This is a genomic window from Halohasta litorea (assembly GCF_024494645.1).
GTDB lineage: Archaea > Halobacteriota > Halobacteria > Halobacteriales > Haloferacaceae > Halohasta > Halohasta litorea.
In genome coordinates this window covers 658,219-680,847 of sequence record NZ_JANHDJ010000001.1, presented here as the reverse complement: position 1 = coordinate 680,847, position 22,629 = coordinate 658,219, and the positions used below count along the sequence as shown (strand labels likewise).

At 63.3% G+C, this 22,629-nt stretch carries 20 protein-coding genes; 10 read left to right on the top strand and 10 right to left on the bottom strand.

What is annotated here, in order from left to right; genetic code table 11:
* Positions 1–44: 44 nt before the first annotated feature.
* Positions 45–1,559, bottom strand: coding sequence for a heme-binding protein (locus NO877_RS03575; RefSeq protein ID WP_256394934.1), 1,515 nt, complete (start codon positions 1,557–1,559; stop codon positions 45–47).
* A gap of 93 nt (positions 1,560–1,652) precedes the next feature.
* The gene (locus tag NO877_RS03570) at positions 1,653–3,479 is read right to left on the bottom strand and encodes a site-2 protease family protein (protein ID WP_256394933.1); all 1,827 of its coding nucleotides are present in this window, start codon (positions 3,477–3,479) and stop codon (positions 1,653–1,655) included.
* Between the two features lie 100 nt (positions 3,480–3,579).
* On the opposite strand from NO877_RS03570, the gene NO877_RS03565 reads away from it, so the two are divergent.
* Positions 3,580–3,804 (top strand): DUF8024 family protein, encoded by a 225-nt coding sequence (locus NO877_RS03565; RefSeq protein ID WP_256394932.1) that lies wholly within the window; start codon positions 3,580–3,582, stop codon positions 3,802–3,804.
* A 169-nt stretch (positions 3,805–3,973) separates the two neighbouring features.
* Positions 3,974–4,630 carry a lactate utilization protein gene (locus tag NO877_RS03560; RefSeq protein ID WP_256394931.1) on the top strand — a complete coding sequence of 219 codons (657 nt, stop codon included), beginning with the start codon at positions 3,974–3,976 and terminating at the stop codon, positions 4,628–4,630.
* A gap of 43 nt (positions 4,631–4,673) precedes the next feature.
* Here the strand turns inward: NO877_RS03560 and NO877_RS03555 are convergent, their stop codons facing one another.
* The 3 genes from NO877_RS03555 to NO877_RS03545 all read right to left on the bottom strand — a co-directional run bounded on the left by NO877_RS03555 (position 4,674) and on the right by NO877_RS03545 (position 7,475).
* Complete coding sequence (locus tag NO877_RS03555; RefSeq protein WP_256394930.1) at positions 4,674–5,597, bottom strand: LLM class oxidoreductase; 924 nt, start codon at positions 5,595–5,597, stop codon at positions 4,674–4,676.
* Positions 5,598–5,721: 124 nt separating this feature from the next.
* Positions 5,722–6,705 (bottom strand): 5,10-methylenetetrahydromethanopterin reductase, encoded by a 984-nt coding sequence (locus tag NO877_RS03550; RefSeq protein ID WP_256394929.1) that lies wholly within the window; start codon positions 6,703–6,705, stop codon positions 5,722–5,724.
* Positions 6,705–7,475, bottom strand: a complete 771-nt coding sequence (locus tag NO877_RS03545) for a coenzyme F420-0:L-glutamate ligase (RefSeq protein ID WP_256394928.1) — start codon at positions 7,473–7,475, stop codon at positions 6,705–6,707. The genes NO877_RS03550 and NO877_RS03545 overlap by 1 nt, the downstream gene beginning before the upstream one ends.
* 102 nt (positions 7,476–7,577) lie before the next feature.
* Between NO877_RS03545 and NO877_RS03540 the strand changes: the two genes are divergently transcribed.
* Positions 7,578–8,822: an eIF2B alpha/beta/delta subunit family protein gene (locus tag NO877_RS03540; protein ID WP_256394927.1), complete on the top strand. Its 1,245-nt coding sequence runs from the start codon at positions 7,578–7,580 to the stop codon at positions 8,820–8,822.
* A 15-nt stretch (positions 8,823–8,837) separates the two neighbouring features.
* On the opposite strand, the gene NO877_RS19790 is transcribed toward NO877_RS03540, so the two are convergent.
* Complete coding sequence (locus tag NO877_RS19790) at positions 8,838–9,503, bottom strand: helix-turn-helix domain-containing protein (protein WP_256394926.1); 666 nt, start codon at positions 9,501–9,503, stop codon at positions 8,838–8,840.
* A gap of 81 nt (positions 9,504–9,584) precedes the next feature.
* On the opposite strand from NO877_RS19790, the gene NO877_RS03530 reads away from it, so the two are divergent.
* The 3 genes from NO877_RS03530 (at position 9,585) to NO877_RS03520 (ending at position 12,793) form a co-directional block, all read left to right on the top strand.
* A complete protein-coding gene (locus NO877_RS03530; protein ID WP_256394925.1) occupies positions 9,585–11,240 on the top strand; it encodes an NADH-quinone oxidoreductase subunit D in 1,656 nt (551 codons plus the stop codon).
* Between the two features lie 268 nt (positions 11,241–11,508).
* On the top strand, positions 11,509–11,934 hold the full coding sequence (locus NO877_RS03525) for an EamA family transporter (RefSeq protein WP_256394924.1): 426 nt from the start codon (positions 11,509–11,511) through the stop codon (positions 11,932–11,934).
* A gap of 205 nt (positions 11,935–12,139) precedes the next feature.
* The gene (locus tag NO877_RS03520; RefSeq protein WP_256394923.1) at positions 12,140–12,793 is read left to right on the top strand and encodes a helix-turn-helix domain-containing protein; all 654 of its coding nucleotides are present in this window, start codon (positions 12,140–12,142) and stop codon (positions 12,791–12,793) included.
* A 32-nt stretch (positions 12,794–12,825) separates the two neighbouring features.
* On the opposite strand, the gene NO877_RS03515 is transcribed toward NO877_RS03520, so the two are convergent.
* Together NO877_RS03515 and NO877_RS03510 are read right to left on the bottom strand one after the other, a co-directional pair.
* Entirely contained in the window at positions 12,826–13,086 is a 261-nt protein-coding gene (locus NO877_RS03515; protein ID WP_256394922.1) for a hypothetical protein, read from the bottom strand.
* Between the two features lie 95 nt (positions 13,087–13,181).
* Positions 13,182–14,075 carry a tetrahydrofolate dehydrogenase/cyclohydrolase catalytic domain-containing protein gene (locus NO877_RS03510; protein ID WP_256394921.1) on the bottom strand — a complete coding sequence of 298 codons (894 nt, stop codon included), beginning with the start codon at positions 14,073–14,075 and terminating at the stop codon, positions 13,182–13,184.
* A 272-nt stretch (positions 14,076–14,347) separates the two neighbouring features.
* Here NO877_RS03510 and pabB point away from each other — a divergent pair, with 272 nt between their 5' ends.
* From pabB to NO877_RS03495, 3 genes are all read left to right on the top strand, one after another.
* On the top strand, positions 14,348–15,853 hold the full coding sequence (gene pabB, locus NO877_RS03505; RefSeq protein WP_256394920.1) for an aminodeoxychorismate synthase, component I: 1,506 nt from the start codon (positions 14,348–14,350) through the stop codon (positions 15,851–15,853).
* A complete protein-coding gene (locus NO877_RS03500) occupies positions 15,850–16,422 on the top strand; it encodes an anthranilate synthase component II (protein WP_256394919.1) in 573 nt (190 codons plus the stop codon). Before pabB ends, NO877_RS03500 begins: the two co-directional genes overlap by 4 nt.
* A 186-nt stretch (positions 16,423–16,608) precedes the next feature.
* Entirely contained in the window at positions 16,609–17,001 is a 393-nt protein-coding gene (locus NO877_RS03495) for a Rid family detoxifying hydrolase (protein ID WP_256394918.1), read from the top strand.
* 9 nt (positions 17,002–17,010) lie between these two features.
* Here NO877_RS03495 and NO877_RS03490 read toward each other — a convergent pair whose 3' ends face one another.
* Complete coding sequence (locus NO877_RS03490; protein ID WP_256394917.1) at positions 17,011–18,744, bottom strand: formate--tetrahydrofolate ligase; 1,734 nt, start codon at positions 18,742–18,744, stop codon at positions 17,011–17,013.
* A 160-nt stretch (positions 18,745–18,904) separates the two neighbouring features.
* On the bottom strand, positions 18,905–20,104 hold the full coding sequence (locus NO877_RS03485; RefSeq protein WP_256394916.1) for an alanyl-tRNA editing protein: 1,200 nt from the start codon (positions 20,102–20,104) through the stop codon (positions 18,905–18,907).
* Between the two features lie 95 nt (positions 20,105–20,199).
* Between NO877_RS03485 and folP the strand changes: the two genes are divergently transcribed.
* Complete coding sequence (gene folP / locus NO877_RS03480; protein WP_256394915.1) at positions 20,200–22,629, top strand: dihydropteroate synthase; 2,430 nt, start codon at positions 20,200–20,202, stop codon at positions 22,627–22,629.

Below are 22,629 nucleotides of genomic sequence, written 5' to 3'. Positions count from 1 at the left end.
AAGAAATCCGGTGGCGATACGCCTACGCGAGGATGGCGAGCCGATTACGCGAGGAAGACGTGTCGGGGGCGGTCGGCCAGCACGTCACGACCCCATTCGACGGTGTCGCGGAACTCCTCGGAGCCGAAAAAGCCCATGGCGTCCTCCTGGGAGGCCCACTGGCTGGCGATGAACATATCGTTGTCGTCCTCGTGGTTGACCATCAGATCAGTGTCCATGTGGCCCTCGGTCTCGGCGAGCACGTCGCCGACGGTGTCGAACTTCTCGACGAAGTCCTCACGAGAGTCGGGTTTGACCGTGTAGAACATCCCCATCGTCCCGAAGCCGGACTCCTCGCCGGCCCGCTCGACGATTTCGGGGAGCTCCGAGAGGAAGCCCGCGGCGGTGTCGGCGGCGCTGGCGGTCTCCCAGATCGAGACGACCGCGCGACGGCTGCCGTCTTGGGCCCCGTAGACGGCGGTTTTGACGTGGGTGTCGTAGTGGTCGAAGTTCGACCGGAGCCCGTCGACCTCCTCGAACAGCTCCTCGGTGTCGGCTTCCGAGTACAGGACTGTCGCGTAGACGTCCTCGCCGTGGGGTTTGCCCGCGTAGATGTCGAGGTCGGCCAGCTCGCCGCGGATCGACTCCTCGTCGGCAGGGTCGTCGGCTGGCTCGTCGTGGTGGTCTCCGCCGTGAGCCTCACCGTGGTGACTGTCACCGTCGCCGTGGCCATGGCCGTGGCCGTGTGAACTGTCGGCGTCACCGTGGCCGTGGTGGTGACCGCCCGACTCGCCGTGGGACTCGGCTTCGCCGGTCGGCACCGTTTCGCCGGCGAGATAGGCCCCCAGATCCTCGGCGGGGAAGCGTCGACCCACGTAGAAGGAGCCGAACTCGCCGTACTTCGAGGAGACGTCGTCGAACCGCATCTCGTAGACGATGTCCTTGATGTCGGTCGGCTCGGCCGCGAACAGCGTCACCCCCCACTCGTAGTCGTCGAACCCGACCGACGAGGAGATGATCTGTTTGATCTTGCCGGCGTACCCTTTGCCGGTCTCGCCGTGGACGGCCATCATCTCGGCGCGCTCGTCGAACGAGAGATCGTACCAGTTGTACTCCTCGCCGCGGCGTTTGCTCATCGGATAAAACGAGACGTACTCGTCGTCAGGGATTTCGGGTTTGAGTTTCCCTTCGATGTAACGTTCGAGCCCGGCGTCGACCTCGCCGTCCTCCTGGAAGTACTCGTCGGAGACGTAACCCGAGACCTCGGTAACCGAGACGTAGGAGGTCGGCTGGTCGGTGAGCCCGGCGAGGGCGGTCCGCTCGAAGGCGCGTTCGGCCGTCGACACCGCGTCGAGCGTCGGCCGGAGATGGAGCACGAGCAGGTCGGCCTTGTGACCGATGATCGAGAACACCGCGGTCGTGCCCTCCTCGACGGCGGCCTGCTCGTTGAGATAGTCGACGCCCTCGTCGATCGCCCGCTGGCGGTCGGCTTCCGGCGTCTCGCGCCACTCGTCCCAGTCGATCGTCCGGAAATCGTGCAACACGTACCAGCCCTCGTCTGTCGGTGGGACTTCTGCCATACCTCCGCGTTCACCCGCCGGAAGTATGGGTTTTGCGTGTTGAATCCGCCAGCGACAGTCCCCGGTCGACTGACCGCAATCGACTGCCAGCGATCAGTTCAGTAGCCGTGGACCGAAGACCATCAACACGAGACTCACCAACATGATGAGGCCGATACTGGTCGTGATCGCCCGCGTGAAGGCGGGCTTGGAGTCGACCGGCAGCCGCGAGACGATCGATTCCGCGGAGGTTCGGAGGATTCGCCCCCCGTCGAGTGGGAACGCCGGAATGCAGTTGAACAGCGCGAGGTTGAAGTTGACCCAGCCGGTCCAAAACAGGACGTTCGCCAGCAGGAACACCCCACCCTCGCCGAGTACCGACAGTGGGCCGACAACATCGTAGAATCCTGCGTTGGCTTCGACGAAGCCAGCGAAATTGAAGCCGAAGGCGGGATCGATAACCGCGGCAAACGGGAGGATAAGCAGGAACAAAAGCGAGATCGCAACCCCGCCGCCGACATCGCCGGTGAGGATCGAGAGGTAGTTGTCGGCGGGGTACAGCATCGCACCGACGCCGTCGGCACTAACCCCGCTCAGCGGTGCGCTCCCGACGATCCCGATGAAGACCTGTTCGTCCTCGTCGGAATCGTTTCCGAACAGGTCGACAACGGGCTGATACCACGGCTCGGGTTCGCCGTCGAGTTCCACATCGTATTCGGCTCGCTCACCGTCGACATAGGCGACGACCGACACCGTCTCACCCGGCTGGCGGTCGTCGAGGGCTGCGGTCACGTCGTCGATATCGAAGACCCGCTCGCCGCCGATTTCGGTGATGACGACCGGTTGGCCAGCCGGAATCTCACTCGACAGTGGACCCGCCTCCGAGACCGACGTCAGCACGCCGAGCGGCCCAGTGATCGTCCGCTCGTCACCCGAGGTGCCGTTGCTGTAGGTCAGGGTGACGTTCGAGCCGTTTGCGGCCGCCGTCTCGATCTCCGCCTCGGTCGACACCGGCGTCCCATTGACGGCAGTGATGGTGTCGTTGGCGGCGATACCCCCCTCGCCCGCGAACGGTGAGTCCCCGGATACCGAGGTGACGAGCATCGAGCGTTCGACCATCACCGTCCGCCCGTCGGCGAGTTCGATCGCCACCGTCTCGTCGTCTGGCGCTTCGAGGGCCGCCGACAGCTCCGCGCCGGATTCGACGGGGGTGCCGTCGACGGCGACGATCCGGTCGCCGTTCCCGATGTCGGCGAAGTCGGCAGCGCTTCCTGGATAGACGCCGCCGACGGCCGCACCTGGCGATGTGGCGATAGCGCCCCCGACCGGGCCGAACAGCAGCGCGAAGACCAGCGCAGTGATGAGGAGGTTGTTGAGCACTCCCGCCGCGAACATCCGGGTTCGGGCTCCGCGGTCGGCCTCCTTGGCGCTCTCCTCGCTGGGTTCGACGAACGCCCCGATGGGCAACAGCGCGAACAGCACGACCCCCATCGAGTCGATGTCGATGTCCTCGACGCGGCACAGAAGGCCGTGGCCGCCCTCGTGGACGACCAGCCCGACCAGCAGGCCGATGATGATTTCGGGGGCGACCGACAGCGGCAGGAACTCGTTGACGCCGGGGATCACCAGCGCGTTGCGTGGGTTCTGGAGGACGGTCTCGGTCGGCGGCGACTGGAGGATCGACACGCTCTGGACGATTAGCATGAAGAAGGTGCCGACCATCGTCACGAGCGCGATGCCAACACCGACGTTTGCGAGGGCGCGCCAGACGCGTTTCGGCTTTGCGAGTCGGGTGAGCAGCGCGCGCCCGCGTCCGGTGTGGATCGTCAGCAGAGGGCCGGAAACCTTGAACGAGTCGGGCAGTATCCCCCGTCTGTCGAGGGCGACCGCCACGGCCGAGTAGGCCAAGATCCCGGTGAGAATCCAGAGTAGCGTACTCATTGCCAGCCCTTGGTTTCCCGAACAGGAAAGCGGTTCGGGTCTGGCTCGGCCGCCCGTCGACACCTGAACACACATATACCCGGCGTACAAAACGGCGGGTATGAACGCCTTTATCGACTTCACCGTCCGCCTGCTGACCGATGCGATCCAGATGCCCGGACTGATCGGCGAGGTCGCGCTCCGAAGCCCGCTGTCGGCGGTCATCGTCGCCACCGGCACCGCCTTCATTCTCTTGTCGGTCGGCGTGCTGGGCTACAGCGCCCTCGGCGCGCTCGGCATCCCGCTGCCGAACCTCGGGAGCGGTCCCAACGAGCGGATCGAGTAACGGGCCGACCGGAGCCGAGAGTTCGGGTTTGAGTATAAATCGACCAGTTTTCGGTCCCCGATTTCCACTACGTCAGTTATAGAACATCGTCAAGTAACACGGATGTAACCACCTGACACGAGTGTCCGCGAGTGTTTAACACGGTCTCGGTGCTATTTTGAGTAGATTCATGTCTCAAGAGAAAGCCGAGTACGCAGCCGAAACCGAGATCGACGACAGCCTCGACACCCAGCCGGACGACGAAACGGTCGAAGCGACGGTCGAGTCCCTCGAAGCCAACGGGTTCGAGGTCGTAGTCGTCGATTCGGCCGACGAAGCCCTCGAAACAGTCCAGTCGCAGATTCCGGCTGGCGCGTCGGTGATGAACGGCCACTCAACGACGCTCGAAGAGATCGGCTTCATCGAGTATCTGACCGAGGGCGACCACGAGTGGGAGAGCCTCCCCGACGAGATCTGGAGCATCGACGACGACGCCGAACGGCAGGCCGCCCGGCGCGAGTCACAGACCGCCGACTACTTCCTCGGTGGGATCAACGCGATCTCACAGACCGGCGCGCTCGTCGCAGCCGACCGCTCCGGCAGCCGGATCGGTGCCTACCCCTTTGCCGCGGGCAACGTCGTCATCGTCAGCGGCGTCAACAAGATCGTCCCGACGCTCGACGATGCGTTCGACCGGCTCGAATCGGTCGCCTACCCGCTGGAAAACGAACGCGCCAAAGAGGCCTACGGCGTCGAATCCGCGATCGCCAAACAGCTCGTCTTCCGGCAGGAACTCGACGAGGGACGGACGACGGTCGTCCTGGTCCGCGAGTCGCTGGGCTACTAATCGATGTCGCGGAGTCGGCCAGCACGTCGATCGGTCGCAGCCATCACAGTTCGTCGATAATCCCGTCGGCGAACGTCGACATCGCCTGCTGCGGCTGGTCGGACCGCAGGCCGACGATGACGTGATCGAGGCCGAACGATTCCAGTTTCCGGAAGTACTCCCTGAACCACTCGACGCCAGCCCGGTAGCCGAGATGCAGCGGCTCGGGGTCGGCTGTCGGATCAGCTGCCAGTTCGACCTGCACGGCGATCACGAACGGTTTCTCCCCTGCGAGCTCTCGCCAGTCGTCGAGATACGTCTGCAGTGTGTCCTCCGGGAGATGGTAGAACAGCCAGCCGTCGCCGTGGTCGGCGATCCACTCGATGGACTGCCGTGCATACCCCGTCGGAAGCAGTGGCAGCGTCTCGGTCGTCGGCTTCGGCAGCACGTCGAGGTCGCCGTCCAACTGCCCCCAGGAGCCATCGAGCGTTGGGTACTCCTCGCTCCATATTGCTCGGAGGGCCGCGACGCTCTCCCGAACCAGTTCGCCGCGCTCGTCAGGATCGACACCGAAGGCCGGATACTCGGGATCGCGGTCACCGGAGGCGACGCCGAGGACGAGCCGCCCGTCGGAGAGCCGATCGACGCTGGCGGCCGATTTGGCGACGTGGATCGGATGCCGCAACGAGAGGACGACACTGGAGGTGCCGAGGGCTATCTCGTCGGTGTGGGCCGCCAGATGCGAGAGCAGCGGCCACGTGTCGAACGCGCCGCCAGCGTCGCCGAACCGCGGCCAGTAGGTCGGCACGTCCCGCGCCCACAGCCCGTCGAAGCCGACCGATTCGGCGTGGCTCGCCAGCCGGGTTTCCTCCTCGATAACCGGTGTCGACTCCCGCTCGCCGGTCAGCGGAAATCCGAGTCCGAAGGAGAGCTCGGCCGAGTCGAACAGCCGTCGATACCCTGCGTTCGCATGCCCGAGATCACTCATCGAAACCGCTTGTCGACCGAGACGTATGTGTACTCGGTTGCGGTGGTGCTGGCAGCGCACGCCGAATCGAGTGCAGTATTGAAGAATACGGTGGCTACGCGGGTCGTAGGCGGTGACTACTGGGTTAGTCGATCCGGTTGTAGGCCTCGGCTGCGAGATCGATGGCAGTTTCGAGATCCGGCCCGAGCGGCGAGCCGACGACGATGCTGTCGGCGTGGTCCAGGACGGCGGCCATCCGCTCGCTGACCTCGGCGACATCCCCGGCGATACAGAACGCCTCGATCATCGCCGGTGTGACGAGTTCGAAGGCCTCGGAGAACTCCCCGGCACTGATGTGGCCGCCGATCTCGCTGGCCAGTTCGTTGTCGATATTGTGGCGGTCCAGGACCGGCGGTGCGGCTCCGGCCGTAATAAAGGCGACCGGCGGCCGGGCGGCCTCGCGGGCGGCCTCTGGGTCCTCATCGACACTCACGCTGGCGTAGGCAGCGAGATCGAACGCGCCGCGGGAGTCGGGGCGGTCGGCCAGTCCCTTTGCGACCTGATCGCGGGCCCACGCGAGGTCCGCTTCGTGGGAGCCATTGAAAAGGAGCCCTCCGGCGTGTTTGGCGGCCATCCGGCACATATGGGGCCCCTCGCCGCCGACATAGACCGGAATTTCGGCCCCGCTCGGCGGTTCGTAGTTGAGTCCCGCGTCGGTCGCCTCGAAGGTGCCGTCGGTGTCGACGCGCTCGCCCGCCCAGAGCTGCTGGGCTGTTTTAAATGCCTCCAGGACGGGCCGGAGCCCACGGTCGTCAGCGTAGCCCAGATTGGCGAGCGTCGAGGGGTCGCCCGGCCCGATGCCGAAGACCGCCCGTCCGCCGGTGGCCTCGTCGATCGTGGCGACCTTCGAGGCCAGCGTCACGGGGTGGATCTCGAAGGGGTTGGCGACCCCCGGTCCCACCCGGAGGTCGTCGGTGGCCGCGCCGATGTGATGGAGCGCGGCGAAGGCGTCGCGGTTGTTGTAATGGCACGACGAAAACAGCGTGTCGTACCCGGCTTCTTCCGCCTGAATCCCGAGATCGGTGAGTCGCTCGATGGGGTGTTCGGGCGTGAGTTCGATGCCGAACATCAGGCTTCTCCCTCCTGTGGGTTGTGGGACCAGCCACGCAACGCCTGGCGGACGTAATCGCCCTCAAGCTCGCGGAAGTGGTTCTGACTCCCCGGCAGGTCGCCGAATTCGAAGCCGCGAACGACGACCACGGGCGTCCCGCCGTTGCCCTCGCCAGCGACGAGGTTGGCTGCGGCGGCCAGTTCGTCGATCACGTTCTGGACGGTGACACCCATCTCCCGGCCGTCGCGGTCGAGCTGGCCGCGCCAATCGCGGCTTGCGGGCATCCCGTCCCAGCCGATGGCGACCCCGCGCTGGCCGTAGCGGAACGGCCGCCCACAAGTATCGGTGACGATCACCTGATCGGCCGGGAGTTCCTCCTGGATGCCTGCGGCGCTCTCGCTGGGGCGCTTGGGGAGCAAGAGGAGATCGCCACCCGGCACGTTCGAGCGGTCGATCCCGGCGTTGACGCCCACGTGACCGAACCGGGTTTCGGTGAGCAGGAAGGGCGACTCCATGAGGAGTTCGACGCTCTCTTCGAGCACTGCTTGGGCGAAGCGAGGGTCCTTCTCACGGTCGTCGAGTTCGGAGAGGCGGGCGGCGATCTCGCGGGCCCGCGGTCCGGCGGGGAAATCGTCGAGATCCGCAATACGGCCTTCGGTCTTCGAGACCACGGTGCTGGCGACACAGACCACGTCGTCGGGTCGGAGGTCGACCCGCTCGCGGATGAGAGCGGCGAGATCGTCCCCCGGCTCGATTTCGGGGATGTCGTCGACGGCGAATAGTTCCATGGCTCGTATTCGGGTATCGACTCAAAAAGGGCGACGATAGGGGCCGGTCGAACCGGTGTTGCTCGCCCAGCGGAGATATCAAGTATCGTGGGAATGGAAACCATGGTATCGATCGGCAACGACAGTAAGGTGATGAGCGAGATCGTCACTGCGTTCGTCCGAAACCGGGGGGCAGTGCTGTTGACCCAGCCAGCCGACTCGGAGCACGACCGTTGGGATGGGCTCTCAGCGCTCAGCGAGGGTGATTCGGTGACGCTGGCGGCCCAAGCCCGGCGGATCGTTCGGGGGGCCACCGGGCTCTCGTCGCTGACGCTGGCCTACGCGGGCGAGTCGTTCACCGTCGGCGAGGGCGGCGAGCGAACGATCCACCCCGTGTTGTTCGACACACCCACCCGCGAGATCGGCGACCTAGAGGGGGTCGAGGCCGTCGAGTGGGTGCCGCCAACGGCGATCCGCGACCGGGAAACGGTTCCCGGACTCTGGGCGGCCTACGAACAGGTCGCCCCCTCGCCGACGACGATCGCCGCCGACACCGTCCACGGCGCGGCCGCGCTGTCGATTCGGGCCCTCGGCGTGCTTCGGGACCGAGCAGCGGTCGTCGACGAGTTCGAGGAACTGGTCGAGACGGCGCTCGAACTTCAGGACGCCCGGCCGAGCATGGCGGTGTTGGAAAACCGGCTCAACCGCGTGATGAGCGGGGCCGACCGCTCGCCGCAGGCGGTCCACGACCGGGCGATCGAGGAGATCGGGGCCGCACTCGATGCCGACGCGACCGCCGCGGCAACCGCCGCCGACAGGCTCGATGGCCCGATCGCGACGCTGTCGTGGTCGGGGACAGTCAGGGACGCACTCGCCGAGCTCGGCGAGCCGGTGACGGTCGCCGAATCCCGCCCCGACCGCGAGGGGATCGATCACGCCGAATCGTTGGCCAGCGAGGGGGTCGACGTGACGGTGACGACCGACGCGGCGCTTCCCGCAGTGCTGTCGGATCGGGAGTTCGGGGCCGTCCTCGTCGGTGCGGACACGATCCTCCCGAACGGGGATATCGTCAACAAGGTCGGCACGCGGATGCTCGCGCTGGCGGCCGACAGGGCCGACGTGCCGGTGTATGTGGTTGCTGCGCGGGATAAAGTCGCCACCGACGACACCTTCCACAGCGAGGAGGGACCGGCGGCCGCGGTCTACGACGGCGAGGCGTCGATCGGGGTCCGAAATCCGATCTTCGATCTGACGCCGGGAGACCACGTCACGGGCGTCCTGACCGAAGACGGGCTCCTGGACCAGCGTGGCATCTCGGTCGTCGCCGCCCAACACCGATCGAACGCCGAATGGGTCGACGCGCTCTGAGCCGGGGGGCTCCACTCAGCCGTACTGCCGCAGGCCGCAGAACGCGGCCATCACCGCCGCTTCGGCTTTTCTGAGGTGCTCGGCGGCTGTACTCGTCGAGCACTCCAGCGTGTCGGCGACAGCCGCGACACTGCCCTCACGGGGCACGGCGTAGTAGCCGACGTCGACGGCGGCCCGAACCGCCTCGCGCTGGCGGTCGGTAAGGCCGGGGTCGAACAGCGACTGCCGCCAGTCGTAGTCGCCGACGCGCTCGACGGTCACGTCGACCGCGGCTGGCAGCGATTGGAGGGTCTCCTGGAGCGCAGCCGACTCGCCGACGACTGTGAGCGTGGCCACGCCATCGGGGAGGAACTGGATCGGCGGGATAACGATCACCCCTGTTCGCTGGAAGGCCCCGAAGGTCTCCTCGTCGACATCGGGCCGCCGCTGTCGCAGAAAGGTGTAAAAACTCCGGTCGTCGATCCCGGTGATCTCGAAGTCGACGACGCTGTCGGCGGCCGCCAGTGCAGCCGCGTAGGGCTCGCGGTCGCCGACGACGTAGAACAGGAAGGTGTCCTCCTCGCCGAGGGTGTTGCCGTGGACGAGCACGTCCCGGTCGACGGCCGTGGAGGCGTCGATGAACTGGTGGATCGGGTGCCGTACCTCGGGGGCGAACCGAAGCCTGAGATCGAGGTAGTTCACACCGACCGTACTGGCCCTACTTATAAATAACCGGTTGAGTGAGGCAGAACTATCGGGTAGACGGCCAGGAACTAGTCGGGTATGTCGAGCCACGCCGCGAGCCAGGAGCTGGAGAAGTCGGATGTTCCAGCCGTTCTCGGGCCAGTCGTCGATCGGTTACAGGGTCGAGAACAACACCGCAACGCGCCCGCCGGGCGGATCGCCCCACAAAACGTACCCGACGTACTCGGCACGCTTAAAAACGAGTCGGGGCTGGACCACCTCGCCTGTGTCACCGCCCAGCAGTATCCGGATCGCTACGAGACGATCTACCACCTCCGGGACTACGACGACCCCACGCGGGAGGCAAGCATCGTCGTCCCGACACCCAGCGGAGAGCCGCAGTCGAGCTCCGCCGCCGGGGTATTCCGGACGGCCGACTGGCACGAACGGGAGGCCTACGATCTGGTGGGGATCACATACGACGACCACCCCGATCTCCGCCGAATCTTGCTGCCCGAAACGTGGCAGGGCCACCCGCTGTCGCTCGAATACGACGCCGACCAGCCGCAGATTGTCCCGCTCCGCGAGCAGGACGGCCACCTCCATGATCAGGTCGCCCAAGAGGGCGAGGGGACGATGTTCCTCAACATCGGCCCCCACCACCCCGCCACCCACGGGGTGATGCACCTCAAACTCAGCCTCGATGGCGAGCAGGTCGCGGCCGTCGACCCAGACATCGGCTACATCCACCGCTGCGAGGAACAGATGTGCCAACAGGGGACCTACCGCTACCAGATCATGCCGTACCCCGACCGCTGGGACTGGGGCGGTGGCGGCCTACTCAACGAGTGGGCCTACGCGCGGGCCGCCGAGGACCTCGCCGATATTGCCGTTCCCGAATATGCACAGGTGATCCGGACGCTGGCCGCCGAGTTCAGCCGCATCCTCTCGCATATGCTCGCCATCGGAGCGTACGCGCTCGACGTCTGTGGGGATTTCACGGCGACGTTTATGTACGCGATCCAGGAGCGCGAGCGTGTCCAAAACATCCTCGAAGACCTCACCGGCCAGCGACTGATGTTCAACTACTTCCGGCTCGGCGGTGTCGTCTGGGACCTCCCCGAGCCGCGGGCGGATTTCTTCGAGGACGTTCGCGGGTTCGTCGACGGGCTGCCCGAGCGACTCGCCGATTTTCACAACCTACTGACCGGCAACGAGATCATCCAGACTCGAACGGTCGGCACGGGCGTCATCGACGCCGCGACGGCCAAGGACTACGGCTGTACCGGTCCCGTGGCTCGGGGGTCGGGTGTCGACTACGACCTCCGGCGGGACGATCCATACGGCTACTACGACCGATTGGAGTGGGACGTGATCACCGAACCCGACGGCGACAACTACGCCCGACTGCTGGTTCGCCTCCAGGAGGTCGAGGAGTCGGCCAAAATCATCGAACAGTGTGTCGACCTCCTCGAAGACTGGCCCGAAGACGAGCGGACGATTCAATCGAACGTCCCGCGGACGATCAAGCCCGACGCCGACAGCGAGATCTATCGGGCCGTCGAGGCCGCCAAAGGCGAACTGGGTATTTATATTCGATCTGATGGCACCGAGACACCAGCGCGGTTCAAGATCCGCGGGCCGTCGTTTTCGAACCTCCAGGCGCTGCCGGAGATGGCTGAAGGCGAGTACGTCCCCGATCTGATTGCCACCCTCGGGAGTCTGGATACGATCATGGGTGAGGTCGACCGCTAACCACGCCGCGGCGCGGCCGTGGATGCGTGGATTCTTACTTCGGGAGTCCGAACAGCCGCTGGTGGCAGTGACGACAGTTACCCCCTCCGAGCCCCTTGTGACGAGGCACCACACTGAGCCACCATCTACTGTATTGACCGCTAGACCGTCAAGGGGATTTGTCGTATTTCCGGTCATATGAAATAATCGAGGGAATTACAGAGAATATTTAAATACTAGTCAGTATAAGCGGTGGATATTTTTAAGGAGCGATACGAAACCCTCTCTGATGGAGTTTGCCGAAATGAATTCGGCTGTCTTGTTCGGTTTGATTACAATGGTGACTTGGGGGATTTGGACCGTCTTGGGCAACGCCGCATCGGAGTCTATTGATCCGAGGACTGCCGCTGCCATCTCATATCTCATAGCGGGACTCTTTGCACTTGGATTTGTCATCGTATCAGATGCTTCGCTCGCCGTTACTGCGAGAGGAGGACTGCTTGCTGGCGTGGCGGGGTTGTTCACCGGAATCGGCCTTATTTCGATGTACGTCGGGTTCTCCCATGGGTCGACGACGATCGTCGCAACGTTCGGTGCGATGTACTTTGTCGTCGCGGCCATCATCGGTATGGTTATTCTCGGAGACGAGGTTACGACGACGAGAGTGATTGGCATCGCGTTCGCAGTTGTTGGGATGGTCTTGGTTGCCCAGTGAAGTCCCACGGGTCGGATGGCCTGTCGCATTCGACAGAGAGTTCTTTCGGATCGCGGTGCTGTGTACCTTCGTGACACTGCAGACACACAATTATTATTTCATTGCCGTCGTATTGGTTGGTATCTGATCGATCCGCGCAGGATAGGTCATCCCTGCCAACTGGTCCCAGCTGGGGTTTCCCGTCCCGTTCACAGCATCATATTCAATGTCCGTTACAGCCAAAATACACATTGACCACGACCGCCTCACTCTCGCACCAACCCTCCAACGCCTCGATGACGTCGACATTCGTGCGATTACCCACGGGAACACCGCTCCCGGTGCGACGGTGTTTCCATTCCTTATCGAGTACAACGACCGCGAGCAACTCGAACAAGCACTTGCAGACGACCAGACCGTTGAGGCGTACGATCTCATCGATTGGACCGACCACACGGGTATCTATTATATCGAATTCACACCTGAAACGAAACTGATCAGCACCGTCGTCACCGACGTGAACGGGTTTCTCGTCCATACGGAAGCGGTTCGGAGCGGATGGCTCGTCCACCTGCTGCTCCCGGATCGAAACGCACTCAACGAGATCTGGGAGTATGCCACCGAGAACGACATCTCGCTGGATATCATCGAAATATACGGAAACAGCGGCACCGGTGACGAAGTATCGTACGGACTCACAGAGGAACAACGGATCGCCCTCAAAACCGTCTACGAGGGCGGGTATTTCAACGAACCGCGTGATATCTCGCTGAACGAAGCCGCCGCGGAAATCGGCCTCTCGTCGACCGCGATGAGCGGTCGACTCAGACGTGGGATGCGAAACCTCATCTCGGCAACGTTGTTCGACGATGAGACGTAGTCGATGCTGCTCGATCCTGTTCCTGCTGCGACCTATTTTGGCTTTTTCGTTCGATAGACCGGTCGTAAGGCGGTCGTATCTTGCAGCCCGTTGAGCCAAACATTGAGCGCCACCGCTACAAGCAAGAGATAAATCGGGAACAAGACTACAAACACGTAGCCGACAACCGGCGTCAAAATCCCGATCCAGGACAGGATTCCGATTGCGACCGCTCCGAGCACGATACTGCTTACGATACCGAGTCTAAATGCCTCCGTTTCAGCGGGGCCCGGTGAGATTCGAACATTGCCCATATAGTAGGGCCGGACTGGTGTTTGATAAATATCCTGCGACACCGAATATCACGGTAGCGAGTCCCGAATACAAAGGACGAACCGACGGGAGCGAACTACGGGAGTTCGACGGCCGTCTCCGATTGGAGGCTCGCCGCTTTGACCGTATTGTGCATCAACATCGCGATGGTGAGCGGTCCGACCCCGCCCGGGACCGGCGTGATCGCCGACGCTTTTCCTTTCGCGCTCTCGAAGTCGACGTCGCCAACGAGCTCGTACCCCTTGTCGGTGTTCGCATCGACCCGATTGACGCCGACGTCGATCACCGTCACCCCCTCGGAGAGCAGCGCTCCGTCGACTAATTCGGGAACGCCAGCCGCGGCGATGACGATATCGGCACTGCGCGTCTTCTCGCCGAGGTCTCTCGTCCGGGAATGACAGACGGTCGTCGTCGCATTGCCGCCCGCACCGTACTGAATGAGCAGGTTTGCCATCGGTTTCCCGACGATATCGGACCGTCCAATGACGACGACATCCTTCCCTGCAGTCTCGATGTCGTAGGCCGCCATCAGTTTTTGAATTCCGTGGGGTGTACAGGGCTTGTACCGAGCGTTTCCGGCGACCAACCGGCCGACATTTTCGGGGTGGAACCCGTCGACGTCCTTGATCGGATCGATACGTTCGAGCACCTGTTGTTTGTCGACGTGGTCGGGCACCGGCATCTGTACGAGGATGCCGTGAACCTCGGGGTCGTCGTTCAGCGCATCGATTCGCTCGAACAGCGCTGCTGCCGATTTATCCGGATCAATTTCGTGGTGGAAGCTGTTGATTCCGAGCTCTTCGCACGTTCGTTGTTTCATCGAGACGTAGGTCTCGCTTGCGCCGTCGTCGCTCATGAGGACGGTTGCCAGCCCCGGCGTGGTACCGGCCTCGGCAAGGCGATCGGTCGCGGTCGCTACGTCGGCCTCGATTCGATCTGCGAGTTCCGTGCCGTCGAGTATCGTCGTCATAGATCAGTGAGTGCTGCTGCAGCGGCGAAGTCGTGCTGCAGTTCAGCGTTCCGTACTGTCCTCGGCATCGAATCACATAGCTAATGGTGTGGAATAGCACACCTATTCTTACGTGATCGGATATTCGTCCCGGAATCGTCTCGAATATCTGATGACATCGGCAGTAATCACTCTATAATTTTGTCTCACCAAAGGTTTTTGTCGGGAACGGTCCGTGTTTGTAGATACTTTCACAGGGGAGTCGGTTCCCTCACACGAGGAACGTGTCCCACATGAGTGAGATTCAGATCGTCACCGACGTCGAATCGTTCATCGAGACCGCCGAGTCAGCACCGCATGGTGCTCGAATCCCAGTCGAACTCCGTCTCACCGTGTCGGACCCGTTCGAAGCCTATCGTCGCGCCCGAACAGCGGAGACGAGCGGCTGTTACCTCGAGACCACCGGCGGCCAGACGGGGTGGGGGTATTTCGCCGTTGATCCGGTCGACCAGCTACAGGTCGACGCTGAGTCGGTCCAAGAGGGCGATCGATCCAGTCTTGCGGCGATCGACGAACTACTCGATCGTCAGCAGTTGGTTCGGGGCGAGTGCGACGTTCCATACCCCTGCGGAGCATTCGGGTGGTTGTCATATGACATTGCACGAGAGCTAGAGGACATCCCGTCGACGACCGACGCTGACGGTCTCCCCCGGGTCCAACTGGGCGTGTTCGACCGTGTCGCCGCGTGGAAGGAGCCACACGACGGCGAAGTGGACGTTCGTATCACCGCCTGTCCCGTCGTCAGGGATTCGCCTGCGGCGGCCTACGAGTCGGGTCGCAAGCGCGCCGTTGAACTGGCAACCGAAGCCCGCAACGGTGACAAGGCGGTCCGGTCCCAACCCACTGCCGCGACACACGCGACGTTCCAAAGCGAGTGCGGCGAGGCGGCGTTCGCCGAGCGCGTCCGGCAGATCAAGCAGTACATTCGAGACGGCGATACGTTCCAAACAAACGTCTCCCATCGACTCGTCGCACCGGCAGTGGTCCACCCAGTCGAGACGTTCGCCGCCGTGCGGCGCGTGAATCCAGCGCCGTACTCCGGGCTCTTGGAGTTCCCAGGCGTCGACCTCGTCAGCGCCAGTCCGGAACTGCTGTTGGACGTCGACGGCGATCGATTAGTCACCGAACCCATCGCCGGAACGCGTCCGCGTGGTTCGACACCGGCAGATGACGAGGCGCTCGCTCGCGAACTCCGCACCGACGACAAGGAGCGTGCCGAACACGCAATGCTTGTCGATCTGGAACGAAACGACCTCGGGAAGGTGAGTGAGTACGGGACGGTGGATGTCGCGGAGTACCGCCGGGTCGACCGGTATTCGGAGGTGATGCACCTCGTTTCGCTCGTCGAGGGTCGGCTCCGCGATGATCGGTCACTGGCCGACGCCGTCGCGGCCGTTTTTCCGGGCGGGACGATCACCGGCGCACCGAAACCCCGGACGATGGAGATCATCGACGAGGTCGAACGCACTCGACGGGGACCGTACACCGGCTCTGTCGGTGTCTTCGGGTTCGACGATCGGGCCACGCTGAACATCACGATCCGCACTCTCGTCCGCCACGACGACGAGTATCGACTCCGTGTCGGCAGCGGTATCGTCCACGACTCGGTCCCTGAAGCCGAATACAAAGAGACGCTCGACAAGGCCCGCGCGCTCGTCACGGCCGTCGACGAGGCGCTGGGCGAACAGGGCTCGTTTTCGGTCGAGTCGGCCTCCGAGCCGATGGAGGGGGGCCGATGATCCTGATCATCGACAACTACGACTCGTTCGCCTACAACCTCGTCCAGTACGTCGGCTCCTTTGAGGAGGTCACTGTCTGTCGAAACGACGCCATCGATGTCGAGGGAATCAACGAACTCGACCCCGATGGGATCGTCGTCTCTCCGGGGCCGGGAACGCCCGCAGAGGCAGGCGTCTCTATCGACGTGTTCGCCGAGACGGCCTATCCCGCACTCGGCGTCTGTCTGGGCCATCAAGCCCTGTGTGCGGCCTACGGTGCCTCGGTCGACCACGCGCCGACTGTGGTCCATGGGAAACCCTCGGCTGTTCGTCATGATGGGGCAGGGTTGTACGCCGGTCTCGACGAGCCGATGACCGTCGGTCGGTATCACTCGTTGGCTGTTGGGGACGACGAGCTACCGACCGAGCTGGTCGAGACGGCACACACCGACGACGATCAGGGTGTCGTCATGGGGGTTCGGCACGTCGACCGTCCGCAGTTCGGCGTCCAGTTCCACCCCGAAAGCATCCTCACCGACGCCGGAATGGACCTGATCGAGAACTTCTGTACCGCCTTCGCACGCAGCTGAGCGACAGCTGTCGTCGACTCCATGGTGAACCCAGTGGTTGGGACACCTCGCCCGTTGGTCGACACCTTGTGCCCTAGCAGAGACGGCGTATCCAATCGGCACACAACAACTAACCAAACTGGGATGATGTGGGAGTAACCGGCTCGTGGCCGGGATTTAACACGGTTGCTGCGATAGCTCCTCGCCATGAAGCGTGTTATCAGCACTGACGATGCACCGGCGGCCGTCGGCGCGTACAGCCAAGCGACCACGAACGGCGATCTCCTCATCACGGCCGGACAGCTCCCGTTGACAGTCGACGGCGAGTTACTCGACAACGAACCGGTCGCCGCCCAGACGCGACAGTGTCTCAGGAACGTTGAGGCGATTCTGGCGGCCGAAGGGCTCGACCGCTCCGACGTGCTCAAGACCACCATCTATCTGGATTCGATCGAGGACTTCGACGCATTCAACGAGGCATACAGCGAGTTCTTCGATACTGAGCCGCCTGCCCGGAGCGCCATCGAAGCGGGTGCAGTGCCGAAGGGAGCGGCCGTCGAGATCGAAGCGATCGCGGCGGCGGGATCAGAAAACGAGTAACGGCCCTCTTCAGAACAGTCCCGAGATGTTCCCGTCGGCGTCGATATCCATGTCGGCGGCCGCCGGATCGGCCGGTAGCCCCGGCATGGTCAGCGCGTCGGCGGTGAGCGCAACGAGGAATCCGGCCCCAGCGGAGGGGTAGACCTCGCTGATTTCGAGTTCCCATCCTTCCGGCGCACCTTTTTTACTGGCATCGTCGGAAAGCGAGTGGAACGTCTTCGACATGACGACCGGATACTCGCCGAAGCCGAGTTCCTCCATGCGTTCGATATCGTCGAGCGCGCCGCCGGTGTACTTCACGTCGTCGGCGCCGTATATCTCGGTCGCGACCGTCTGAATCTTTTCGGTGATGGCGTCGTCGTCATCGTAGAGCATCGTGAACTCGTCTTCGTCGCCGTCTTCGACCGCGCTGACGACGTTTTCGGCGAGGTCGACACCACCCTCGCTACCGTCGGCGAAGACGTTCGACTCGGCGACTCTGACGCCGAGGTCGTCCTGACAATGATCCAGGACCGCCTGAATCTCGGCGTCGGTGTCGTCGGGGAATCGGTTGATCGAGACGACGACCGGGACGCCGAATTTCTGGAGATTGCGGACGTGCTTGTCGAGGTTGTCGAAGCCGGCCTCGACGGCCTCGACACCGGCTTCGGCGATCCCGTCGTAGTCGACGGGCCACTGGTCTAGGCCGTGGTATTTGAGTGCGCGGACGGAAGCGACCAGCACGACCGCGTTCGGCGTCATCTCGCCGATCCGGCAGACGACGTCCATGAACTTCTCCGCGCCGAGATCCGAACCGAATCCGGCCTCGGTGACGAGATAGTCGCCCATGCCGAAGGCGGTCTTGTCGGCGATCAGCGAGTTGGTCCCGTGGGCGATGTTTGCAAAGGGACCGCCGTGGACGAACGCCGGTGTCCCCTCGATCGTTTGAACGACGTTCGGCTTGATCGCGTCACGCAGCAGCATCGTAACCGGCCCGGTAGCCTCGATGTCACCGACTGTCACCGGCTCGTCTTGCTTATTATAAGCGACGATGATCCGGTCGACGCGCGTTTTGAGGTCTTCGAGATCGCCCGCCAGACAGAGCACCGCCATCAACTCGGAGGCGGCGGTAAGGAGGAAACTGTCTTCGCGGGGCGTGCCACCGGTTTTACCGCCGAGGCCGATGACTGTTTCCCGGAGCGCACGGTCGTTCATGTCGATTGCTCGCGGCCACGCAACGTTGTTGACGTCGATTTCGAGGTCGTCGTCCTGCGATATTTTGGCGTCGAGCATCGCCGCGATCAGGTTGTGCGCGGAGGTGAGTGCGTGGAGGTCACCGGTAAAGTGGAGGTTGATGTCTTCCATCGGGAGCACCTGTGAGCGCCCCCCACCGGCGGCCCCGCCTTTGACCCCGAATACCGGACCGAGCGAGGGCTCGCGGATCGCGATCATCGCCTCCTCGCCGATGTGGTTGAGCGTCTGTCCGAGACCGACGGTCGTGACCGTCTTGCCTTCGCCCTTTGGCGTCGGCGTCATCCCGGTCACCAGTACCAGATTCTGTGCTTTGTCCGCGGCCCCCTCGCGGAGGCGCTCGATTGCGTGATGTTTAACCTTCGCTGTGTACTCGCCGAAGTACTGGAGGTCATCGAGGCCGAGTCCCCACGGCTCGACCAGTTCCCAGATCGGCTCCATGTCCGTCGACTGAGCGATATCGTAATCCGTGGGGATCGGTCCGTCCGTCTGCTCTTGATCCTGTGAAGACATTTCGAACAGACGTACCACACACCGCCGTAATAATGTTAGCCTAGTTGATACTAAGGGGATAGGATGTGTTCGTACTGTCGCTGTACTGCAGTCGATTGCTCATCCTATCTGTCAGCGTATGCGATGAGTTTCGGTGGATCAGGTCTCCATAGTATTCCGTTCACAAGTTTCGAACGTATTCGGCGACGCGCTCGGGGGTAGCGTCGAGTCCGCCGCCCTGAGCGATGGTCGGCTGTCCGCCGCCACCACCGCCGAACTCGTCGGTCACGTCGGTTATGATCTCGTTGGCGTCGTGTTCGCCGCCAGTCCCAACGACGAGGAAGGTCGCGCCGTCGACTCCCGTCAGGACGACCACGTCGGCCGGGTTTTCACGTTCGCGGATTCGATCAGCCACCGCGTTCGGACCGGCCGCCTCAACCGTGCCGACGAGCCACTCAGCGCCGTCTTTCGTCACCGTCTGTTGGCTGAGCGCTGCGACCCGCGTCTCGAGCAGTCGATCCCGCATTTCGTCGCGTTCAGCCTCTAAGGCTTGGATTCGTTCGAGAAGGCGCTCGGCACGTCCGGCGAGTTCCTCGACGCCTGTATCGAGCAGTTCTGCGGCCTGGGTCGCGTGTCGACGCTCGGCGAGTTGTTGGTCGATGGCCGTCGGACCGACGGCGTACTCGACCCGTATGAGGTCCTCACCGATGTTCTCGGTATCGAGCACAGTTATTGGTCCGATTTCGCTCGTGTTTTCGACGTGGGTCCCCCCGCAGGCAGAAATATCCCAGCCGTCGATCTCGACGATCCGGACCGTATCGGCCGATTCAGCGCCATCGGGCAGATTGAAGACGATCCGGTCGTCTGCGCGGGCTTTGTCGGCATCCATCTCGTCCCACTCGACCGACCGGCCGTCCCAGACGGCCTCCGTAGCGAGTCGTTCGATCTCGAAGGGGTCGATCTCGTCGACTGAGGCCGTCGTTTTAAAATCGAGGCGGATGCGGTCGTCAGCGATAGCGAAGCCGCCGTAGCCTTGGGCATCGAACAGCCGACGACCAGCGCCATAGACGACGTGGCTCGCAGTGTGGGCTCGCATGCAGTAGGTTCGAAACGATTCGTCGATTGCTCCGTGGACGCGTTCGCTGGGCGTCAGTTCCGGCTCCGTAGCGAGGGTGTGGACGATCTCGCCGTCACGTTTCTGGACGTCGACGACATCCATCCCGCCGAGCGTTCCGCGATCGGCCGGTTGGCCGCCTCCTTCGGGGTAAAAGTACGTTTCGTCGAGGACGATTTCTCGACCATCGGTCGACCGAACGGTCGAGTCGAACGCGGTAACGTACGGGTCAGCGGATGCGCGGGTACCTGACTGTTCACGGCTCATGTCCGTGGGCTACCGACGTGACTCAATAAATCACCCGCCCGACACAACGTGATTGCGACGGTACATTAATCACGCCACCACGGACCATATGTGCTATGGAATACCACGATTCGGCCGACTACCTCCACTCGTTACACCAGCGTCGACCGAAGTTGGGTACGGAGACGACCGCGCGGATGCTGTCGTTCCTCGGCGACCCCCAGGACGACATCGACTGCGTCCAGATCGCCGGATCGAACGGGAAGGGAAGCACTGCGCGACTGCTCGACAGCGTCCTTCGAACCGAGGGATTGAACGTCGGCCTGTTTACCTCACCAGCACTCGATACGTTTCGCGAACAGGTCCTCGTCAACGATCGACGGATTCCGAAAGCCCGCGTCACCGAGTTCGTCGAGCGGATCAAGCCGTTCATCGAGCAGGAACTCTCTCCGGATGATCGGCCGACGCAGTTCGAGGTCCTTACCGCGCTCGCGCTGTTCCACTTTGGAGCCGAGGATGTCGACGTCGCGATCCTCGAAGTCGGCATTGGCGGCCGGTACGACGCGACGAGTGCGGTCGATCCCGTTGCGAGTGCAGTCACGAGCGTCAGTCTCGAACATACCGAACTGCTCGGGGAGACGATCGAGGAGATCGCCCGCGACAAAGCCCAGGTTGCCCCGACTGACGCGCCGCTCGTCACGGGGACGACGGGGGCCGCACTCGACGCCATTCGAACCGAAACAGACGTGATAACGGTCGGTCCAGCGGACTCGGATATTACTGCTGTGGAAAACGGTATGCACTCGGCTGTCGAAAACACCGTCTCGATCACGGGAGCTGAGTGGGCCATCGAGACCAACCTCTCGCTGCTCGGCCAACACCAGGCGACGAACGCTGGTATTGCAGCGACGCTTGCGACTCAAGTTGCCACCGTCGACTCCCGAACGATCGCCGACGGCCTTCGAGCTGCGAGCTGGCCAGGACGCTTCGAGATCAGATCGACCGAGCCAATGATCGTCCTCGACGGCTCGCACAACCCCGGCGCAATGACTGCGCTCGCCGACCTGCTCGATCGCTATGCGTACGAGGAGTTGCACGTCGTCTTCGCGGCGATGAGCGATAAGGACCACGAGCGGATGGTTCGCGCGCTGCCGCCGGTCGACACCGCCTACACCACGCGCCCCGTGACCGACCGCGCAGCCGAACCATCCGTACTGGCCGACGTCTTCGACGGCCACGCCGACGAGATCCACCGCATCGAATCCGTCCTCGAAGCCACCGAACGGGCCGTCGACGCGGCCGGTGAGGACGATTTTGTCCTCGTCACCGGGTCGCTGTACGCTGTCGCCGAGGCACGAGACCGCTGGACACGGTTGCTCGTTCCGACCGACTCCCGTTGCCAATCACCGGCGATCACCGCAACCGAAGACGCGGTGGCTTCCGAGACTGATGTCGACGCCGTAGGCCACCGACGTTTCTCGACGACGCTTCGCCCCGAACAGGCCACCTGTGTCGAAGAACGGCTCGAATCCATCGGCGGCGACTGTGTTACATCAGATGTTGGTGCGCCAAAGAAACTCGTCTCGACCGTTCTCCAGGGGACCGACGCCCAACTTCACGCACTCGCCGACGCTATCGAACGTGATGGCCTCGGCCTTGCACCGTTTGCACGACAGCTTCGAACCCGGCTCGATGGTTCGTTACCGGCCGAACCGTTCGACACCGATTCGACGGCGGTGATGGGGATATTGAACGTCACGCCCGACAGCTTCTACGACGGCGGCGAGTACGCCCGTCTCGATGCGGCGGTCGACCGGGCCGAGCAGATGGTTGCGGCCGGTGCCGACGTCATCGATGTCGGCGGCGAAAGCACACGTCCCGGTGCTGACCCCATCTCGGTCGACGCCGAAATCGACCGCGTCGTCCCTGTGATCGAGTCGATCGCCTCGCTTCCGGTCCCGATTTCGGTCGATACCCGGAAAGCGGCAGTCGCGGATGCAGCGCTCGCAGCGGGTGCCGATATCGTCAACGACGTCTCGGGGCTCTCCGACCCCGAAATGCGCTTCGTGATCGCCGACCACGACGCGACAGTTATCCTCATGCACAGTCTGTCGGCTCCAGTTGATCCCGAACAGACTGTGAGTGACGACAGCGTCGAAACCGTTCTTCGGGATCTCAACGAGCGGCTTCTCCGCGCCGAGCAGGTCGGCATCGACCGCCAACAGGTTATCGTGGATCCGGGCTGTGGATTCGGCAAGGACGCCTCGGCGTCGTTCGCGCTGGTCGACCGACTCGCCGAACTCCGAGCACTCGGCTGTCCGGTGATGGTTGGCCACTCCCGAAAATCGATGTTCGAAGCTGTTAGCCACCAGGACAGCGATCGCCTGCTGCCGACGCTTGCGGTGACGGTCATGGCTGCCGAGCGTGGCGCAGATCTGGTTCGGGTGCATGACGTTGCCGAAAACGTCGCCGTGGTTCGGACGGTCGAGGCCGCGAATGACGCAGTTGCTGCTGCTGATGTCGCTTCGTTGCTTGATGCCGACTGA